This is a genomic window from Salinicola endophyticus (assembly GCF_040536835.1).
Classification (GTDB): Bacteria; Pseudomonadota; Gammaproteobacteria; order Pseudomonadales; family Halomonadaceae; genus Salinicola; species Salinicola endophyticus_A.
In genome coordinates this window covers 3207671-3226410 of record NZ_CP159578.1, presented here as the reverse complement: position 1 = coordinate 3226410, position 18740 = coordinate 3207671, and the positions used below count along the sequence as shown (strand labels likewise).

The 18740-nt window shown below is 67.6% G+C and carries 15 protein-coding genes; 7 read left to right on the top strand and 8 right to left on the bottom strand.

Annotation, left to right across the window (positions count from 1 at the left end; translation table 11 throughout):
* The first annotated feature begins 246 nt into the window (after positions 1–246).
* Complete coding sequence (locus ABV408_RS14670; protein WP_353979643.1) at positions 247–699, top strand: hypothetical protein; 453 nt, start codon at positions 247–249, stop codon at positions 697–699.
* A 79-nt stretch (positions 700–778) separates the two neighbouring features.
* Here the strand turns inward: ABV408_RS14670 and pip are convergent, their stop codons facing one another.
* Positions 779–1735, bottom strand: a complete 957-nt coding sequence (gene pip / locus ABV408_RS14665) for a prolyl aminopeptidase (protein ID WP_353979642.1) — start codon at positions 1733–1735, stop codon at positions 779–781.
* 277 nt (positions 1736–2012) lie between these two features.
* Between pip and ABV408_RS14660 the strand changes: the two genes are divergently transcribed.
* A complete protein-coding gene (locus ABV408_RS14660; RefSeq protein WP_035474178.1) occupies positions 2013–2390 on the top strand; it encodes a diacylglycerol kinase in 378 nt (125 codons plus the stop codon).
* Between the two features lie 95 nt (positions 2391–2485).
* On the opposite strand, the gene ABV408_RS14655 is transcribed toward ABV408_RS14660, so the two are convergent.
* Together ABV408_RS14655 and ABV408_RS14650 are read right to left on the bottom strand one after the other, a co-directional pair.
* Positions 2486–3082, bottom strand: coding sequence for a nucleotidyltransferase family protein (locus ABV408_RS14655; protein WP_353979641.1), 597 nt, complete (start codon positions 3080–3082; stop codon positions 2486–2488).
* Entirely contained in the window at positions 3072–4043 is a 972-nt protein-coding gene (locus tag ABV408_RS14650; RefSeq protein ID WP_353979640.1) for an XdhC family protein, read from the bottom strand. Before ABV408_RS14650 ends, ABV408_RS14655 begins: the two co-directional genes overlap by 11 nt.
* A 434-nt stretch (positions 4044–4477) precedes the next feature.
* Here ABV408_RS14650 and ABV408_RS14645 point away from each other — a divergent pair, with 434 nt between their 5' ends.
* A complete protein-coding gene (locus tag ABV408_RS14645) occupies positions 4478–4960 on the top strand; it encodes a MarR family transcriptional regulator (RefSeq protein WP_353979639.1) in 483 nt (160 codons plus the stop codon).
* Positions 4961–4962: 2 nt separating this feature from the next.
* Here the strand turns inward: ABV408_RS14645 and ABV408_RS14640 are convergent, their stop codons facing one another.
* Together ABV408_RS14640 and nadC are read right to left on the bottom strand one after the other, a co-directional pair.
* Positions 4963–6120, bottom strand: a complete 1158-nt coding sequence (locus ABV408_RS14640) for an SIR2 family protein (RefSeq protein WP_353979638.1) — start codon at positions 6118–6120, stop codon at positions 4963–4965.
* A 62-nt stretch (positions 6121–6182) separates the two neighbouring features.
* Entirely contained in the window at positions 6183–7067 is an 885-nt protein-coding gene (gene nadC / locus ABV408_RS14635) for a carboxylating nicotinate-nucleotide diphosphorylase (protein WP_353979637.1), read from the bottom strand.
* A 140-nt stretch (positions 7068–7207) separates the two neighbouring features.
* Here nadC and ABV408_RS14630 point away from each other — a divergent pair, with 140 nt between their 5' ends.
* Together ABV408_RS14630 and ABV408_RS14625 are read left to right on the top strand one after the other, a co-directional pair.
* Positions 7208–7396, top strand: coding sequence for a hypothetical protein (locus ABV408_RS14630; RefSeq protein ID WP_353979636.1), 189 nt, complete (start codon positions 7208–7210; stop codon positions 7394–7396).
* A 2-nt stretch (positions 7397–7398) separates the two neighbouring features.
* Complete coding sequence (locus tag ABV408_RS14625; RefSeq protein WP_353979635.1) at positions 7399–8883, top strand: sodium:solute symporter family protein; 1485 nt, start codon at positions 7399–7401, stop codon at positions 8881–8883.
* Here the strand turns inward: ABV408_RS14625 and ABV408_RS14620 are convergent.
* Positions 8878–10089, bottom strand: a complete 1212-nt coding sequence (locus ABV408_RS14620; RefSeq protein WP_353979634.1) for an MFS transporter — start codon at positions 10087–10089, stop codon at positions 8878–8880. The genes ABV408_RS14625 and ABV408_RS14620 overlap by 6 nt on opposite strands.
* A 356-nt stretch (positions 10090–10445) precedes the next feature.
* On the opposite strand from ABV408_RS14620, the gene ABV408_RS14615 reads away from it, so the two are divergent.
* Positions 10446–11840 (top strand): carbohydrate porin, encoded by a 1395-nt coding sequence (locus ABV408_RS14615; RefSeq protein WP_353979633.1) that lies wholly within the window; start codon positions 10446–10448, stop codon positions 11838–11840.
* A 20-nt stretch (positions 11841–11860) separates the two neighbouring features.
* On the opposite strand, the gene ABV408_RS14610 is transcribed toward ABV408_RS14615, so the two are convergent.
* Both ABV408_RS14610 and katG read right to left on the bottom strand, forming a co-directional pair.
* On the bottom strand, positions 11861–12829 hold the full coding sequence (locus ABV408_RS14610) for a GlxA family transcriptional regulator (protein WP_353979632.1): 969 nt from the start codon (positions 12827–12829) through the stop codon (positions 11861–11863).
* Between the two features lie 352 nt (positions 12830–13181).
* Positions 13182–15368 (bottom strand): catalase/peroxidase HPI, encoded by a 2187-nt coding sequence (gene katG / locus ABV408_RS14605; protein WP_353979631.1) that lies wholly within the window; start codon positions 15366–15368, stop codon positions 13182–13184.
* 240 nt (positions 15369–15608) lie between these two features.
* Here katG and glnE point away from each other — a divergent pair, with 240 nt between their 5' ends.
* On the top strand, positions 15609–18554 hold the full coding sequence (glnE, locus tag ABV408_RS14600) for a bifunctional [glutamate--ammonia ligase]-adenylyl-L-tyrosine phosphorylase/[glutamate--ammonia-ligase] adenylyltransferase (protein ID WP_353979630.1): 2946 nt from the start codon (positions 15609–15611) through the stop codon (positions 18552–18554).
* Positions 18555–18740: the final 186 nt, after the last annotated feature.

Sequence of the window (18740 nt, the reverse complement as noted above, 5' to 3'; positions counted from 1 at the left end):
ACTCGGTGTAACGCCGGGTTACCATCAAGATTCGTGATGTTTCAGATTGGAACCAAATAGGCGCTTGAGGCGGCATGAGCGACGCCAGGTCGACATCGATCGGGCGATATACTCGTCGAGGTATCCGCGCGTGCGGATGCCCGATGCAGAGCGTGTGCCCGCCGTAGGCCCGTTTCGCGAACGGAAGCGACGGCCTTGGTACACGTGGCGATATTCTAAAAATCATCTCATGCCAGGGAAATTCCGATGTCGACTATCTCCGCTACCGGCAATACCCCCTCGAATGCAGCACCCTCCTTCTCGACGTTCGAGGATCGTCTGACCTCGAGCCAGTCCAGTCAGCTGCTCGCCGACTACGTCAAGGCGCACGGCGGCGCGGTATACAAGCGTGACCTGGAGGCGCTCGCTAGCAATGCCGGCGGTGACACGCCGCCGCAGGTCTCCGCCGCGGCCAGTTACATGCTCAGCCATCCGGACGTCTACACCGCCATCGAGACGCTCGACAACCCCAACGCGGACGGTCTCTCCGGCCACTGGAACTTTGCCGATGCGGCCAACGGCGCACTCGGCAGTACCGGCGCCCTGGCCGATCTCAAGGACGTCTTCGATCGCGCGATCAAGCGCTCCGCGGAGATCACCCAGCTCACCACCGAGAAGAAGACCGGGCTCGACGCGACCAAGCAGCGGCCCCAGAACTGAGACGCCATGGCTCGCGGACAACGGGAAGCCGCTGGCCTCCCGTTGTCCGCGTTTAACGGTCACGACCCGCGGCCTCGGCTCAGTGGCGGTCGGCGAATCGATCGGTCGCCCTTACCAACGCCGCCATGATCTCCGGTTCGCTGAAGGCGTGACCTGCCGCCTCGATGATCTCCAGGCTGGCGTCCGGCCACGCCTTGGCCAGATCCCAGGCGTTCTGGAGCGGACAGATCATGTCGTAGCGGCCGTGAACGATCACGCCGGGAATCCCCGCCAACCGGTCAGCCTGAGCCAGTAGCTGACCGTCGTACTCGAAGAAGCCCCGGTTGACGAAGTAGTGATTCTCGATCCGGGCGAAGGCCAGGGCGAAGTGATCGGCGGCATGGGACGCGCTGGCATCGACGGGCACCAGTCGGGATGTCTCGCCCTCCCATACGCTCCAGTGCCGGGCGGCTTCGAGCTGTCGTTCGGGATCGTCGCCCATGAGCCGTGTATGAAAGGCGTGAATGATATCGTCACGGTCCGCCTCGGGCAGGATCTCCACCAGCCGTTCCCACTTCTCGGGGAACATTTGGCGCGTCCCGTGCTTGTAGAACCAGTCCAGCTCCTGCTGGCGCAGGGTGCAGATGCCGCGCAGTACCAGCTCACTGACGCGCTGCGGATGCCGCTCGGCGTAGGCGAGCGCCAGCGTCGACCCCCATGAACCGCCGAACACCTGCCAGCGCTCGGCAGCGATCATCTCGCGCAGGCGCTCCATGTCCTCGATCAGATGCCAGGTGGTGTTGTGGTCGAGGCTGGCATGGGGTGTCGAACGACCACAGCCGCGCTGGTCGAACAGCAGGATGTCGTAGCGCGCGGGGTCGAACAGCTGGCGGTGGATCGGCTGGCAGCCGCTGCCGGGCCCGCCGTGGAGGAACACCACCGGCTTACCGTTCGGGTTGCCGCAACGCTCCCAGTAGATCTGGTGGCCGTCACCGGTATCCAGGTGGCCGCTGGCGTGGGGTTCGAGGGCCGGGTAGAGCGAATGGGATGCGGGCATGAGGGATCCTGTTGGCGACGTGATGCGGCATTGTCTTGAGGTCGTGGTACGAGTGGTGTGACATGCGTGTCGTGCCAGCATAAGGGCCGGGCGGCCCCGGGAGCCAGAGACCCGCGATACCGTGATAGACGTCCGGTGCCGTCGTCAGGTGCCTCTGCTACCATCGTCGATACTTTTTACTTTTCTCGACGGCCGAGCCCACTGCACCGGTTCGCTCGTCGATGGTCACTTCGTTCTCGATCGAGGGCGGTCGTCGTGGCGACCGCGACAGGTTCCGATGAAATCAAGTTCGCGCAAGACCGGCTTTCGCCACCTGGTTCACTCCACCGGTTACTCGCTCAAGGGGTTGGTCGCCGCCTTCCGTAACGAGACCGCCTTCCGCCAGGAGCTGGCGCTGTGCGCGGTGCTGGTGCCGTTCGCCTGGTGGATCGGCAAGAACCCGGTGGAGTGGCTGGTGCTAGTGGGCAGCTGTGTCTTCGTGCTGATCGTCGAGCTGCTCAACAGCGCCGTTGAGACGGTGGTCGACCGTATCGGCCCGGAGCACCATGAGCTTTCCGGGCGCGCCAAGGATATCGGCTCCGCCGCGGTGATGCTGGCGCTGGGCATGGCCGCCACCACCTGGGGCCTGCTGGCGTGGGACAAGTTCGCCGGCTGAGTCCGCTTCTCCTGGTAGACGGTCGATGGCGCCGGCTCGACTGCTGCGCGCTCGTGTCGGGCGCGTGTGTCGGTCAGGTTTCAGTCGAATAGGCGTCAGTCGGTCAGGTCCTGGGGCCGGTCGACGTCGCGCCAGATGCCGGGGTCTTCGAGATCGAGTGTAACCACCGCGTGGCGGTGTCGGGTGACCACGTCGCGCGCGCCTTCTCCGGCTTGCAGCTGCGCCAGCTCTGGCCACCAGCGGCGGCCGAAGATCACCGGGTGCCCGCGCTTCCCGGCATGGCGGGGGATGACGATCGCCGCGGCGCTGGCCCGGGCGTTGAGACGCGCACAGCTCGCCGCGCTCAGCCACGGCATGTCGCCGAGGATCACCGCGGCGGCGCTGGCATCCGGCGCACACGCCAGCAGCTGACGAAAGGCGTCGCCCAGGCTCGCGCCCAGGCCGTGGGCGGCCGTCGGGGCGCTCAGCACTGGTGTCGCCGGGGCCAGGCCCAGGGCGGCAGGTGTTTCATCGGGGCGTAGCACCACGTAGTGGCGCGGGTAGACCGCGGCGGCTGTGGTCAGCGTGGTGGCGAGCAGGGTACGGCCGTCGGCCAGCGGCTGGCGACGCTTGTCGCTGCCGAAGCGGCGGCCGACCCCGGCCGCCATGATCAGCCCGACCAGCTCCCCCGTTAGCCTGGTGTCAGAGTGCATCACGCGCCTTGCCCCGGCGCACCCGCAGCACGTCGGCGACCACCGAAAGGGCGATCTCGGCCGGGGTCTTGCTGTCCAGGTCGAGGCCGATCGGCATGTGTAGCCTAGCGATCTCTTCGGCATCCAGCCCGCCGGAGCGGGCCAGGCGCTCGGCGCGCTTGTGCGAGGTGCGCTTCGAGCCCATCACGCCGATGTAGAACGCCGGGGTGCGCACCGCCTCGATCATCGCCAGATCGTCGATCCGCGGGTCGTGGGTCAGCGCGACCACCGCGGTGGCGGCGTGGCAGGCACCGCTGGCGATGAACAGCGAGGGCAGCACCGCCTGCACCTCGACCCCGCTGACGGCGAAGTCGCGCCGCGCCTCCTCACGTGGGTCACACACGATCACCTCGAATCCCAGCGCCTGGGCGAACTCGGCGCAGAAGCGCGACACCGGCGAGATGCCGGCGATGATCAGGCGCAGCGCCGAGCCCAGACGCAGACGCACCTCGTCGCCCTCACGCGCCACCCGCGGGCCGTTTTCGGTGGCGGCGGTAAAGCGCCGCCGGCCGCTGGGTAGATCGATCACCCGCACCAGCGAGCGCTGACCGAGCAGCGTCGCGTGCATCACTTCCAATTGGGTCAGGGTCTCGGCATCCGCCGGCAGCCGCTCCACCAGCACGTCGAGAATCCCCCCGCAGGGCAGGCTCACCTGGGGGGACTCGTCGGCGCCCTCGCCATAGCGCACGACTTCGAGCGGGTCGGTGAACTCGCCGGCGGCCACCCGAGCGAGAAAATCCTCCTCGACGCAGCCGCCGGAGAGCGAGCCGACATGGCTGCCGTCGGCGCGGGCCACGAGTAGCGAGCCGGGCTCCCGCGGCGACGAGCCGAAGGTGGCGAGTACGCTGCACAGCCACACCGTCTCGCCGGCGTTGGCCCAGCGCAGCGCGGTGTCGAGCACTTGTAGATCGAGGTGTTGCATGAATTTGGGAATCCTTTCCTGCGCTGGCGCCGCCTAGGCGATCGCCGCTTCCTGGGGACGCTGCGCGGTATTCGCTCACCGCTGGGGTGTGCGGGACGTGTTTTGCGGACGTGTAGCTTACACAATAGTCGAGGCGCGCAGCGGGGACGATGCTCTCTGCGCTCGTCGACTTTTCCTACACGGCCTAGGCTGATGGCTTACAGAAATAGGGGTAAAAACCTTTTATTATTCCGGGGGAGTTGCACACTTATTCGACAATCATCCTGGCGTCGCGGCCAGGCGCCGAACCATGCCGGCGCCCGCGCGGCAGCCAGCGCCAGGGAAAGGCGCCAGCGTGGCAGCCGTCTAGCCGAGCGCGCGTGGGCGGTTTTGCCGCTACCGTCGATGGCCAGATGCGCCCGCCGCGACGACCGGGAATCGGGGAGCCAGACGCCATGCTGCATCACCATTCGGCAGCCACAGGGATTGCCAGAGACGAGGCCGACGGCGCCCAGGAAGAGATCGACTTCTGCGAGCAGGTCGGTCATCTGCTGCGTCGGGCCTACCAGCGCCACACCGCGATCTTCCAGCGCGAGAGCTGCGACGAGCAGTTGACGCCGATCCAGTTCGTGACCTTGAGCAAGCTCGCCGAACGCGGGCCCAGCGCGTTGAGCGAGCTGGTGCGCCTGACCGGGATCGATCCGGCGACGATCCGTGGCGTGATCAAGCGGTTGAAGGGGCGTGACTGGGTGACGCTGACCTCGGACCCGCGCGACCAGCGCAAGGTGATCGTCGAGCTGACCGCCGCCGGGCGCGAGCTGCTGGCGGCGATGACCCCGCGCGCGCTCAAGGTCTCCGAGGAGACCATGGGTAGCCTCAACCCAGCCGAGCGGGTGGCGCTGTTGCATCTGTTGACCAAGATCAACGCCGAGCGCTGAGTTCAGGCGCCGCCGCTGACCTGTGCGCAGAAGTCCTCGAAGCGGCCGCTGTAGTAGTGCTCGCGCGGCCAGCCGATACGCGGCAGATAGAAGAACATCTCCTCCAGCCGCGACTTGATGGTGGCGTGATTCTTGGTGTCGATGACGAAGACATGCTTGCCACGGGCGTCATGCGGGCTCTCCGCCAGCTGGCGCAGGATGAAGCGCACCAGCGAATCCTCCTGCGGCATGCTGTAGCCCACCACCACCAGCACGTCGGTCTCGCGCAGTAGCCTCACCGCCTTGGGGAAGACCTGGTGGAAGTAGGGCTCGTCGTAGTCCTGCACCTGCGAGGGCAGGATCAGCAGCGGCGGCTCCTGACGAATCTCGGCATCGCTGCGCCGGCGATACTCGAAGTCGAACCCCTCCAGCGTGGGCAGGATCTCGAACCCGCCGTTGATCTTGATCACGTTGCGGTCGACCGTGCGCGGCAGATGTTCCCAGATGGTGCCGCCGCAGATGCGCTGCGGCGTGACTCCGCGATAGAGCCGGCCGAAGACCGGCGCCTGCTGGCGGTAGACACGTTCGAGAATGGTCTCGATGGTGAAGTCGTAGTTGGTGGTGAGAAAGTGATAGAGCGGCCACGCCTCGCCCAGCCCGGCGCGATCGGCGCGATCCTCCAGCGCGGCGAAGAAGTCGGTGATCGCGCGCTGTTCGGCGCTGACCTCGGTGGCGCTGAACCGCAGCGTGGTGTCGTCGACGTTGTGGATGTCGCAGGCGGCGGTGAAGCGGCGCATCACCAGGGTGCGCAGTTCATGGATGCTCAGGCGCAGGTTCTGGTCGTCGAAGTAGCGGTTGCGGATATCCGGGTAGCGCACCTGCATGTCGAGCACGTAGCGCAGGTTCTTGAAACGCTCGAAGTCGAGATGGCGATAGTCCTCCCAGCCGATCACGTGCATCACGTGCTGCAGGTTGGGGAAGTCGCGGATATCGTCGAGATCGATGGCGAACAGCTCGCCGTCGGTGGGCGAGCGCCGGTCCCACGCCTTGGAGAAGCCGGCGCCGCACCAGAAGGTCACCACCGGCGGCTTGCGCGGGCCATTGGCGTCCGCCAGCAGCTCGTCCATCAGCCGGCCGAAGGCCTCCACGGTGGCGGCATTGTTGATGCCGGTACTCGACATGCACTCCTCCTGTCTGGCTCGCTGGCTTGGCGACCCGGGCGAGCTGCACCGGGCCGGCCGGATTACGCCGCTGGCGCGCTGTCGTCGTCGAGACCGATGTCCACCGCCGGCGCCGACTGCGTCAGCCGCCCCACGGAGATGAAGTCGACACCGCTTTCGGCGATCTCGCGGATGGTTTCCAGGCGCACCCCGCCGGAGGCCTCGAGCAGCGCGCGCCCGGCAACCTCGCTCACCGCCTGGCGCATCTCGGCCGGCGGCATGTTGTCGAGCATGATCACGTCGGCCCCGGCGGCCAGCGCCTGGGTGACCTGATCGAGACGGTCGCACTCCACCTCGATGCGCGTCAGGATCGGCAGCTGTGCCCGGGCGCGGGCGACCGCGGCGGCGATGCTGCCGCACACCGCGATATGGTTGTCCTTGAGCATCACCCCGCTATCCAGCCCCAGACGATGGTTGCGGCCACCGCCGCAGGCGACCGCGTGCTTCTCCAGCATGCGCAGCCCCGGGGTGGTCTTGCGCGTGTCGACCAGCTGGGCGCCGGTGCCGTGGATACGTTCGACATAGCGCGCGGTGAGGGTGGCGATGCCGGCCAGGTGCTGGATCAGATTGAGCGCGGTGCGCTCCACCGTCAGAATGCTACGGGCCGGGCCGCTCACGTGCATCAGCGGCGCCCCGGCCTCGACGTCCTCGCCGTCGGCCGCGGCCGGGCTGACCGCGATGCGCGGATCATAGCAGGTGAAGGCGCGGGCGGCGGCGGTGACCCCGGCCAGGCGCATCGGCTCGCGTGCGCGCATGGCGAAGTGGCCGCTGGCATCGGCGTCGATCATCAGCGTCGCGGTCAGGTCGAGATGGCCGATATCCTCAGCCAGAAAGGCGCGCAGCTGGGTCTCCAAGCGCAGGGGGTCGAGTTGCCAGCCGTGGGGCTGGGCGGCCCGCGTCGTGGTCATGCGGTGTCTCCTTGAGGCAGGTGCGCCACATCGGCGGCACATCGAAAGCTGTCGCCAAGGGTAGCGCACTCGGGGCCGGGATTTCCGGGTAATATCACGCCTGATTGACGCGACATAACCAATGACAACGAGGGGGCGCGATGCGTATACGGGGCTGGAAATGGGTGGTCTGGGGGCTGGTGCTGGCCTGCTACGTGGTGCCCTATGGGCTGCTCAGCGGGGTGCGGGCGTGGTACGGCAGCTTTCTCTTCTGGGCCCTGGTGGGCGTGGCGGTGATCGTCTGCAACGTGATGATGACCCGCGACTTTCGTGACGGCCCGGAGGCGTGAGCATGAGTCTGCAACTGATCTGGACGGCGGTGGCGGTCTATCTGGTCGCGGGGCTGGCGATCGCCTGGCTGTCGCGCAGCGCCGCCACCAACGGCAGCGGCGTCGACATGAGCGGCTACTTCCTCGGCAATCGCCGCATGAACGGCTTCGTCTCGGCGCTCAGCTACAGCGCCACCACCTATAGCGCGTTCATGATGGTGGGGCTGGCAGGGCTGACCTACGCCGGTGGGGTGGGCGCCTTCGGCTTCGAGATCGTCTACTTCGCCGGCGTTTCGCTGGTGGCGATCTTCGGCCCGCGCTTCTGGGCGGTAGGCAAACGCTTCGGTTATGTCACCCCCAGCGAGATGCTCGGCCATCGCTATGCCGACCGCCGGGTCGCCGTGGTCACTGCGGTGGCCAGCTGCCTGTTCCTGATCCCCTATGCCGCGGTGCAGCTCGCCGGGGTCGGCTATCTGCTGGCGGGCATCAGCGGCGGGGCGATCCCGTTCACCACCGGCGTGGTGGTGGCGACGCTGCTGGCGATACTCTTCTCCTACATCGCCGGCATTCGTTCGGTCATGTGGACCGACTCCCTGCAGGCGCTGTTCATGATCGTCGCCTCCACGCTGGTGGCGCTGCTGGTGGTGCACTCGCTGGGTGGCTTCGGGGCACTGTTCGACACCCTGGCGGCCGAGCATCCGGCAGCGCTGACGGTGCCGGGGCCGGGGCCGGGGCCGGGGCTGTTCAGTCTGACCACCTTCCTCGGGCTGACCATTCCGTGGTTCTTCTTCAGCCTTTCCAACCCGCAGGTGAGCCAGCGGCTGTTCATGCCCGCCTCGCTGAAGTCGATGCGCCAGATGCTGATCGGCTTTCTGGTGTTCGGCTTCATCTACACCCTGGTCTCGGTGCTGTGGGGCTTCTCCGCGCTGGTCGCCTTCCCCGAGCTGAGCCAGTCGGATCTGGCCACGCCGACGCTGCTGGCTTCCTCCCATGTGCCACCGCTGCTCGGGGTGGTGGTGATGGTGGGTATCCTGGCGGCGGCGGTGTCGACCATCGATTCGATCATGCTGACGCTCTCCTCGATGCTCTCGCGGGATGTCTATGCCAACCTCGCCGAGGGCGCCAGCGAAGCGCGCCAGCTGCGGGTCGGCAAGTGGGTGCTGCCGCTCATCGCGGTGCTGGCGTTTCTCTTCGCCGAGCTGCAGCTGAGCCTGATCGCGGTGCTGTCGGTGGCGGCTTCCACCGGGCTGGTGGTGATCGTGCCGGCGATCATCGGTGCCTTCTACTGGCGCCGCGGCACCGCCGCCGGGGCGCTGGTCAGTATCCTGGTCGGCGGCCTGGCGGTGATCGCGCTCTACCTCAGCGGAGCCAAGCCGCTGGGGCTGCCGCCGGGGATCTGGGCGCTGCCGCTGGCGAGTGCGCTGTTCGTCGGGGGGAGCCTGCTCGGCCGCGCGCCGAGCGAACGCGCCGATGCGTTCCTGGCAGCGGCGAAGGGTTCGCGCTCATGAGTCGCGGCGGGTCGCCCGCGCCGCGCGGAGGGCGATCACCAGCAGCAGCGTCACCGCCGGCAGCAGCCAGACATTGAGCTGCTGCCAGCCGAGCCAGGCGTTCAGCGGGCCGGCGGCCAGGGCCGAAAGACTGGTCAGGGCGAACACCGCGCAGTCGTTGAGCGCCTGGACTCGTGGCGCTTCGCCGGCGCGATAGTGGGTGGTGAGCCAGGCGCTGGCGGGCAGGAAGGTGAAGTTCCAGCCCAGGCCCAGCAGCCCCAGGCCGAGAGCGAAGGCCCACACCGCCGGCGTCAGCCAGGCGCACAGCAGGCTGGCGAGCAGGCACAGCGCGCCGATGGCGATCATTCGCGCGTGGCCCAGGCGCCGGGTCAGACGCCCGGTGATGAAGGAGGGCGCGAACATCGCCAGCATGTGCCACTGAATGACCCCGGCGACGGCGCTGAAATCGTGCCCGGCGTGGCTCATCGCCAGCGGCGTCGCGGTCATCGCCAGGTTCATCACCGCATAGCCCAGGGCGGCGCAGGCGACCGCCGCCGGCAGCAGCGGCTGGCGCAGCAGCTGGCCCAGCGGACGTGGCGGCGGCAGGGGCGCGGCCCGCGTTGCCACCGGCGCGAAGCGCAGCATCGCCAGCAGCCCTAATGCTGCGAGATAGAGCCCCCCGAGACCCAGAAAACTGCCCAGGAAGGGCGTCGCCAGGGCGTCCCGCAGGTGCTCGGCCAGCCAGGGCCCGGCCAGTGCCGCCACCACGCCCCCCGCCATGACCCAGCTCAGCGCGCTGTCGCGCAGTGGCTCGGGGGCCGCCTCGAGGGCTGCGAAACGGTAGAGCATGCCGACGCCGATACTCATGCCGATGGCGAAGGTGCCCAGATTGAACAGGCCGAAGTGCGCCTGCACCAGCGCCAGCAGACAGGCGGCGATGCCCACCAGCCCGACCAGATTGCCCAGCACGAAGGTGCGCTTGCGCCCCAGGCGTGCGGTCAGCCAGCCGGCGGGCAGGGTGGCGGCGGTCAGACCGAGCAGCTGCAGCGCCACCGGCAACGTGCTCCAGCCGGCGCTGGGTGCCAGACGTGCCCCGATCAGCGGCGAGGTGGCGATCAGCAGCACGTTGCCACTGATCAGCAGTGCCTGGCACAGGGTCAGCCCCCACACGGTGGGCGGCAGGCGCGGATGACGCGCAGATCGGGTGGCGAGGGCGGTGGGGCGCATGGGCGGCTCCTGAAGGTCCAGGCTATCAGTGTCCGCTGCCCGAGTTGGGTCGGCAATGACCGCCATGCCACCCAAAACGACCCCGGGCCCGGTCCCCATCGGTGTAGCCATTCCTATGACGGAATTAGGGTTTGTACGAAAAGTCAGCGAGCGAAGGTAAGACCAGACAAAAATCGGCGAAAACGCGGAGTTTACGAGGTGTAAATGAGCATTTTGAGCCGATTTTTAACGCTGTATTGCCGAGCGCAGGTAGTTTTCGTACTAAAGCCTAGACGACAAGGGTATTTCCGTTGCCTATTCCTCGGACTATGATAAAGCGCTTATCGATAACGCGCTAATCAACGGCAGGGCGGATCATGGACCAGACTGGGCAAGGCATGGACGAGGCAGCGGATGGCATCACAGGCAAGGCAGAGGGCGCAGCGCTGAGGTTACCGCTCGCCGGAGAGCGTCAGCCGGCTCGCGGGCGGCGCTGGCGGCTGCCGCTGGCGGCACTGACGCTGGTGGCGGGCGTACCGGCGGCCCAGGCCTACTCGGCCTTCGCCGCGGACTCGCCGCATCTGTTCGGCGATTGGGGCGGTCAGCGCACGGCGCTGGAAGCAGCCGGGGTCAGCTTCGACTTCGACTATGTCGGCGAGGCGGCGACCATTCTCGATGGCGGCTACCGTGACAGCCACGTGACCAAGTACGCCGACCAGTTCGCGCTGGGCGCCAATCTCGATCTCGAGCGCCTGCTGGGCATTCCCGACGCCGAGTTCCAGGTGACCCTCACCGACCGCAACGGTCATAGCGCCAACGACCGCCTGAGCGACCCCGATGCCACGGTGGGCGGCTCCAGCGTGCAGGAGGTCCAGGGCCGGGGTCCGGTCACACGCCTGACCCAGTTCTGGTATCGCCAGCGCTTCTTCGAAGATGCGCTGTCGGTCAAGCTGGGGCGCATTCCCTTCGGCGATGACTTCGCCACCATCGACAGCCATTTCCAGAACCTGGCCTTCGGCGGTGCCCAGCCGGGCAACTGGGGCAATGACATCTACAACTGGCCGATCTCGCAGTGGGCGGCGGTGGTCCGCGCCAATCTCGCCGCCGACTGGTACGTCCAGGCCGGTGTGTTCAATCTCAACGACAGCAACCTCGACAACGACCACGGCCTGGACCTGCACCACAGCGGCACCCAGGGCACGATGTACCCCATCGAACTGGGCTACACGCCGACCCTCGGCGGCATGGCTGGAACCTACAAGCTCGGCTTCTACACCCACGACGTCGACAATCGCGCCTATGGCGACGGCCCCGCGACGCGCACCAGCGACACCAACACCGGGCTCTACTATGTGGTCCAGCAGCGGGTGACGACCCATGGCGGCGACGCCAAGCGCGGTCTGACGCTGTTCAGCATGGGCAACACCAACCACGGTGACACCGCGGGGATCGATCGCTATGTCTCGATCGGTGCGACCTACCAGGGGCCATTCGACGCCCGCCCGCAGGACGATGCCGGGATCGGGCTGGCCTACCTGCATGTCAACGACGACGTCAACGACTACATCGACTACTACAACGCGACCCCCGCCGGCTCGCTCACGCCGCTGCCGCGCCAGGGCCACGAGTACGACGCCGAGCTCTACTACAGCGTCAACCTGACGCCTTACCTGGCGCTACGCCCCAACCTGCAGTACGTGGCCAACCCGTCAGCAGTGGATTCGGTCGACAATGCGTGGGTGTTGGGGACCACGGTTCAGGTCAGCTTCTAAGCTGTTGCGGGAACCGCCCCTTACGAGGCCTGGCTGTGCTCGCCGGGGCCGAAGCGGGCGCGGTAGAGGCTCGGCGGCAGGCCGTAGTGGCGCTGGAACAGCCGCCTGAGCTGCTCGCTGCCGCCCAGCCGGCAGTGCTCGGCGATACGCGGCAGCGGTGCTGCGCTCTCGGTCAGCAGGCGCCGCGCCTCCTCCAGCCGCAGGCGGGTGAGGAAGTCGCCCGGGGTCATCCCTAGCTGGCGCCGGAACAGGCGCTGGAAGTGGCGCGGGGTGACCGCCATGCGCGCGGCCAGTGTCTCGGTATCCCATGCCGCCAGCGGGTCGCCGATCACCGCATCGACCACCTGGCGCAGGCGCCCGTGGCTGTCGAGCTGGCAGCGCAGGCCTTCGCTGAACTGGGCCTGATCGCCGGGTCGATGCAGGAACATTACCAGCTCACGCGCCACCTGGCCGGCCAGCGCCTCACCCTGATCGGCGGCGACCAGGGCGAGGGCCAGGTCGATCCCCGCGGTGATGCCGGCACTGGTGTAGATACCGTTGCTGAAAAGATAGAGGGCTTCGGCGCGCACCTGTATGGCCGGGAACTCGGCAGCCAGACGTGCGGCGTGGCGCCAGTGGGTGGTGGCCTGGCGCCCGTCGAGCAGGCCCGCCCGGGCCAGGGCGAAGGCGCCGGTGCAGATCGAGCCGACCCTTGGCGTGTGCGCGGCGCGGGCGGCCAGCGTATCCAGCGTGGCGGGGCTCAGTCGATGCACGCCGTGGCCACCGGCGATCAACAGGGTGTCGCCGGCGGGCGTGGCGTCGAGGGCGTGGGTCGCGACCAGCGTCATGCCGCCGTTGGTGGCCACGGGCCCGGGCTCGGCGGCGAGCAGGCGCAGCCGATAGCGGGGCTCGCCGGCGGCTTCGTTGGCGCTGGCGAAGACCTGCCATGGGCCACTGGCATCCAGCAGCTGGCAGTCGGGGTAGACGAACAGATCGAGCGTATGGGTCATCGACGGCTCCCGGCGGTGAACGGCCAGTCTCCATCGTTGCCTCTATGTCGGCAATGACTGTCGCCCCACCGAAAGCGACACTCGGTGTTGTCACCGACCCCAAGGCGATGACTCGAAGCGTAACCGTCTGGGATGGCGGGCATATCAAAACCGTCGGGAGCGGTTTTTAACGTCGCGTAGCGACGGCCCGAAGGGTGCACGCCAGGGATGGCGGGCATACCAAAACCGTCGGGAGCGGTTTTTAACGTCGCGTAGCGACGGCCCGGAGGGTGCCCGCCAGGGATGGCGGGCATAAAAAAGCCGCCGGAGGTCATCCGGCGGCGAAGTACGCAGAAATCGTTATGGGCATCGATCAGGTGAGGTCGAAGCGATCCAGGTTCATCACCTTGGTCCAGGCGGCGGCGAAGTCGTGGACGAACTTCTCCTGGGCATCTTCGCTGGCATAGACCTCGGCCAGTGCGCGCAGCACCGAGTGCGAGCCGAAGATCAGATCGTTGCGGGTTGCGGTGTAAGTCAGCGTCCTGTCGCTGCGCGAATGACCTTCGAACAGCTCGGCCTCGGCATCGACCGCTGTCCACTCCGTGCCCATGTCGAGCAGGTTGACGAAGAAGTCGTTGCTGAGCACCCCAGGGCGCTGGGTGAACACGCCGTGGTCGGCGCCATCGTGATTGGTGCCGAGCACGCGCAGGCCACCGATCAGCACGGTCAGCTCCGGTGCGGTCAGGGTCAACTGCTGGGCCTTGTCGATCAGCAGCGTCTCGGTGGGCACGTTGAGCTTGCCGCGCTTGTAGTTGCGGAAGCCATCGGCCAGCGGTTCCATCATGCTGAAGGCGTGGATGTCGGTCTGATCCTGGCTGGCATCGACCCGGCCCGGGGCGAACGGCAGGGTGAGCTCGACCCCGGCCGCCTTGGCCGCCTGCTCGACGCCGACATTCCCGGCCAGCACGATCACGTCGGCCAGCGAAGCCTTGCCGGAGGCCGCCTGGATCGCCTGCAGCTTGGGCAGCACGCCAGCAGCGATACGGTTGACCGCCCAATCCTTCTGCGGGGCCAGGGCCAGACGTGCGCCATTGGCGCCGCCGCGCTTGTCACCGCCGCGGAAGGTCGAGGCCGAGGCCCAGGCGGTGCCGACCAGCTCGGCCACCGATAGCCCGGCATCGGCGATCTGCTGCTTGAGCGCGTCGATGTCCGCGGCGCTCGGCTGGTGGCTCGGCGCCGGCAGCGGGTCCTGCCAGATCAGCTCTTCCTGCGGCACTTCGGGGCCGAGATAGCGCGCCTTGGGCCCCATGTCGCGATGGGTCAGCTTGAACCAGGCGCGGGCGAAGGCGTCGGCGAACGCCTGCGGATCTTCGAGGAAGCGTCGCGAGATCTTCTCGAACTCGGGGTCGAAGCGCAGCGTCAGGTCGGTGGTGAGCATGGTCGGCTTGCGCTTCTTGGCCGGGTCGAACGGGTCCGGGATCGACGCCTCGGCATCCTTGGCTTCCCACTGGATCGCGCCGGCCGGGCTGCGGGTCTGCTCCCACTCGTAGTTGAACAGGTTCTCGAAGAAGTAGTGACTCCAGCGCGTCGGCGTCTGGGTCCAGACCACTTCGATACCCGAGGTAGTGGCGTCGGCACCCACGCCGCTACCGTGGGCGTTGTGCCAGCCGAAACCCTGGGACTCCAGCGGCGCGGCTTCGGGGTCGGCGCCGATGGCATCGGAGGGGCCGGCACCGTGGGTCTTGCCCAGGGTATGGCCGCCGGCGATCAGGGCCACGATCTCTTCGTCGTCCATCGCCATGTTGCCGAAGGTGGCGCGGATGGCCGGCGCCGCCGAGAGCGGGTCGCCGCTGGCGTTGGGGCCTTCGGGATTGACGTAGATCAGCCCCATCTCGGTGGCGGCGAGCGGATTGTTGGCCAGGGTCGCCGGATCGCGATGGGTCAGCCACGCCTTCTCGTCGCCCCAGTTGACGTCGAGGTCGGGCTCCCACACGTCCTCGCGGCCGCCGGCGAAACCGAAGGTCCGGAAACCGGAAGACTCCAGCGCCACGTTGCCGGCGAGCACGATCAAATCGGCCCAGGAGATGTGCTGACCATACTTGCGCTTGACCGGCCACAGCAGACGACGCGCCTTGTCGAGGCTGACGTTGTCGGGCCAGCTGTTGAGCGGCGCGAAGCGCTGTTGGCCGCGTCCGGCGCCGCCGCGGCCGTCGACCAGACGATAGGTGCCGGCACTATGCCACGCCATGCGGATGAACAGGCCGATATAGGAGCCCCAGTCCGCCGGCCACCAGGCCTGGGATTCGGTCAGGGTCTTCTCGATATCGGCCTTGAGCGCGGTGTAGTCGAGCTTGGCGAACGCTTGGCGATAATCGAAATCGCCGTCCAGCGGGTTGGAGCGCTCGGAGTGCTGGTTGAGCAGGTCGACACGCAGCTGATTCGGCCACCAGTCACGGTTGGTGGTACCGCCACCGGCCACCTGGGTGGTACCGCCGCCGTCGCTGACGGTGGTGCCGGACTGGCCGGAAAACGGGCACTTGGATTCGGCTTGTTGTGACATCGTCTCTCTCACCTCTCTGGTCTCATCGGTCGCCTCACACCGCTCGGCGTGATCTTTGCCGCCGCTGCGCCACGGCTCTGGCTGGCATCGAGATTACGATGCGCCATTCGATAACAGAAATTAAATACTGAAACGGAGTCGATAATATTTGCCTATGGCAAGGGGCGGGCGTGTCCCCGATTGGGCTGGGCGCCGGCTGCGGTTATGCTGGGCGGGCCCGCTTTTCATCGGAGTGTCTTCATGTCCCTGCCCGCCGACTGGTTTCCCGCTCTACCGATCCCGGAGTCGCTGAGCGCCACCCATGCCGAGGTGCTGAGCGCACTCGAGGCGGCGTATGCCCGCGGTGACGCGGCGTGCCGCGAGGCCTGGCTGGGCCTCGATGAGGGCCAGCGGCGCACGCTGGTGCGTACTTGTCTGCTCTCCGAGTTCTTCCGCGAGGGGCTCTGCACGCATCCCGAGCGCCTGATCGAGTGGCAGGAGAGCGGCGAGCTGGAAGCGCCGCTGTCAGCGGCGGCACTGACCCAGGCGCTCGCCACGCAGCTCGAGGCGGCGACGGACGAGAATACGCTGCACGCCGCGCTGCGCCGGTTCAGACAGGCGCGCATGCTGGCGATCGTGTGGCGCGACCTCGCCGGGGCCGAGATGTGGCAGACCGCACAGGCGGTCTCGAATCTGGCCGAAGCCTGCCTGGAAGGGGCGCTTACGTGGCTCGAAGCGTTCTACGCGGGGCGCTGGGGAACGCCGCAGGCGCGCGCTGACGGCACGCCGCAGCGTCTGGTGGTGCTGGGCATGGGCAAGCTCGGCGCCGGTGAACTCAACCTCTCATCGGACATCGATCTGATCTTCGCCTTTCCCGAGAAGGGCACCACCCAGGGCGGCGAGCGCGCCTACGATCATCAGCAGTACTTCACCAAGCTGGGGCAGAAGCTGATCGCCGCGCTCGACGTGATCACCGCCGACGGTTTCGCCTTCCGCGTCGACATGCGCCTGCGCCCGCTGGGCGACGGCGGGCCGCTGGTCGGCAGCTTCAACGCGCTCACTGCCTATTATCAGGATCAGGGGCGTGAGTGGGAGCGCTACGCCATGCTCAAGGCGCGTCCGGTCGCCGGCGACCGCGAGGCGGGGCAGGCGCTGCTGGCGTCGCTGGCACCGTTCATCTATCGCAAGTATCTCGATTTCGGGGCGATCGAGTCGCTGCGCGAGATGAAGGCGATGATCCACCGCGAGGTGAAGCGGCTGGGGCGCGACGACAATATCAAGCTGGGGCGCGGCGGTATTCGCGAGGTGGAGTTCGTGGTCCAGGCGTTCCAGCTGATCCGCGGCGGCCGCGATACCGAGCTGCAGGTGACCTCGCTGCGCCTGGCACTGAGGCGACTGGTCGAGCTCGAGCTGCTGCCGCCGGCGGTGGTCGACGAGCTGCATGATGACTACGTCTTCCTGCGCGATCTGGAACATGCGCTGCAGGCACGCCACGATCGCCAGACCCAGAAGCTGCCAGAGGATACCGAGGCGCGTGCGGCATTGGCCATCGCCATGAACCTGGCGGATTGGGCGGCGCTGAGGGCGGCGCTCGATGCTTGCCGCGAACGGGTGCGCGGCCACTTCGATGCGGTGGTGGCCGACCCCCAGGAGGAGCCGGACACCGACGAGTCGCTGCCGGATCAGGCGCGGCTCGAGCGCTGGAGCCAGTTATGGAGCCACGAGCTGGACGAGTCCCAGGCGCAGCAGATGCTGGAGGATGCCGGCTTCACGCTGCCCGATGCCTGGCGTCGGCTCAAGGCGTTCCGCGATTCGCGCGGGGTGCAGGCGATGCAACGGATCGGCTTCGAGCGCCTCGAAGCGGTGATGCCGCTGCTGCTGGAGGCGGCAGCCGAGAGCGCCACGCCGACCACCGCGCTGGAGCGCGTGCTGCCGCTGATCGAAGGGGTGCTAAGGCGTACTGCCTATCTCTCGCTGCTGCGCGAGAACCCGCAGGTACTGCCGGGGTTGATCCGGCTATGCGCGGCCAGCCCCTGGATCGCCGAGCAGCTGGCGCGTCACCCGATTCTGCTCGACGAGCTGCTGACGCCGGATACGCTCTACTCGCCCGCCGACAAGTCACGCCTGGCCGACGAGCTGCGCCAGACCCTGGCGCGGATCCCCGAAGAGGACGAGGAGAGCTGGCTCGACGCCCTGCGCGTGTTCAAGCAGACCCAGGTGCTGCGCGTCGCCGCGTCGGACATCGCCGGTGCGCGGGTATTGATGAAGGTCAGCGACTATCTCACCGCGATCGCCGAGGTGATCCTCGACAGCGTGCTGCAGCGCGCCTGGCGCTCACTCACCGCGCGCTACGGCGAGCCCCGCCCGCGGGCGGGCACGCAGAAAGCCCAATTCCTGATCGTCGGCTACGGCAAGCTCGGCGGCATCGAGCTGGGCTACGGCTCGGATCTGGACCTGGTGTTCCTCTACGACGCCGCCCCCCAGGGCGCCACGGATGGCGCCAAGCCGATCGACAACGTGGTCTTCTTCACCCGGCTCGGCCAGCGCATCATCCATCTGCTCACGGCGACCACCCCCAGCGGCACGCTCTATGAGGTCGACATGCGCCTGCGCCCCTCGGGCAACGCCGGGCTGCTGGTCTCTTCGCTCGATGCCTTCGCCGACTACCAGCGGCGCGAGGCCTGGACCTGGGAGCATCAGGCGCTGGTGCGGGCGCGGCCGGTGGCCGGAGACGCGGCGCTGGCAACGGCCTTCGAGGCGGTGCGCCGCGAGGTGCTGGGGCGTGAGCGTGATCCCGCCGAGCTACGCCGGGCGGTGGCCGAGATGCGCGCCAAGATGCGCCAGCATCTGGGCAGCGCGGCCGGCGAGACGGACACCTTCAATCTCAAGCAGGATGCCGGCGGGCTGGTCGATATCGAGTTCTTGAACCAGTACGCGGTGCTGGCCTGGTCCTGCGCCACCCCGGCGTTGCTGGAGGTCACCGACAACATGCGTCTGCTGGACGCGCTGGCAGAGAGCGAGCGCCTGCCCGAGCGCGACGTGCGTGAGCTGCAGGCTGCCTACCTGGCCTACCGCGATGCCAGCCATCGCGCCGCCTTGGCCAAGAGCGGCAGCGACATGCGGGCCGCCGATTTCGACACCGAGCGTGCCCGGGTCCAGGCGCTATGGTCGGCATGGATCGAAGACGGTGAGGCGACGAGCGGGTGAGGTCGGGTTGTCAGGCGTCTCATGGTGTCGGACGTCTCATGGTGTCGATAGCAAGGCAGGCCGGGGCAGCGTCGGGCGATCGCCATGGCAACCGTGGTCACGGAGCAGACAGGCGGTGAGTGACAGGCTATTGTGATAGCAGGCTAAGTTTTTTTGCCGATCTAACGGAAAACAGCGTTTGATTAA

What these genes read in the sequence shown, in the direction of transcription:
- ABV408_RS14615 (WP_353979633.1), top strand. Translation starts at nt 10,446, where the DNA reads ATGGACCAGACTGGGCAAGGCATGGACGAGGCAGCGGATGGCATCACA.
- glnE (WP_353979630.1), top strand. Translation starts at nt 15,609, where the DNA reads ATGTCCCTGCCCGCCGACTGGTTTCCCGCTCTACCGATCCCGGAGTCG.
- ABV408_RS14660 (WP_035474178.1), top strand. Translation starts at nt 2,013, where the DNA reads ATGAAATCAAGTTCGCGCAAGACCGGCTTTCGCCACCTGGTTCACTCC.
- ABV408_RS14650 (WP_353979640.1), bottom strand. Translation starts at nt 4,043, where the DNA reads ATGCAACACCTCGATCTACAAGTGCTCGACACCGCGCTGCGCTGGGCC.
- katG (WP_353979631.1), bottom strand. Translation starts at nt 15,368, where the DNA reads ATGTCACAACAAGCCGAATCCAAGTGCCCGTTTTCCGGCCAGTCCGGC.
- ABV408_RS14620 (WP_353979634.1), bottom strand. Translation starts at nt 10,089, where the DNA reads ATGCGCCCCACCGCCCTCGCCACCCGATCTGCGCGTCATCCGCGCCTG.
- ABV408_RS14670 (WP_353979643.1), top strand. Translation starts at nt 247, where the DNA reads ATGTCGACTATCTCCGCTACCGGCAATACCCCCTCGAATGCAGCACCC.
- nadC (WP_353979637.1), bottom strand. Translation starts at nt 7,067, where the DNA reads ATGACCACGACGCGGGCCGCCCAGCCCCACGGCTGGCAACTCGACCCC.
- ABV408_RS14645 (WP_353979639.1), top strand. Translation starts at nt 4,478, where the DNA reads ATGCTGCATCACCATTCGGCAGCCACAGGGATTGCCAGAGACGAGGCC.
- ABV408_RS14630 (WP_353979636.1), top strand. Translation starts at nt 7,208, where the DNA reads ATGCGTATACGGGGCTGGAAATGGGTGGTCTGGGGGCTGGTGCTGGCC.
- pip (WP_353979642.1), bottom strand. Translation starts at nt 1,735, where the DNA reads ATGCCCGCATCCCATTCGCTCTACCCGGCCCTCGAACCCCACGCCAGC.
- ABV408_RS14640 (WP_353979638.1), bottom strand. Translation starts at nt 6,120, where the DNA reads ATGTCGAGTACCGGCATCAACAATGCCGCCACCGTGGAGGCCTTCGGC.
- ABV408_RS14610 (WP_353979632.1), bottom strand. Translation starts at nt 12,829, where the DNA reads ATGACCCATACGCTCGATCTGTTCGTCTACCCCGACTGCCAGCTGCTG.
- ABV408_RS14625 (WP_353979635.1), top strand. Translation starts at nt 7,399, where the DNA reads ATGAGTCTGCAACTGATCTGGACGGCGGTGGCGGTCTATCTGGTCGCG.
- ABV408_RS14655 (WP_353979641.1), bottom strand. Translation starts at nt 3,082, where the DNA reads ATGCACTCTGACACCAGGCTAACGGGGGAGCTGGTCGGGCTGATCATG.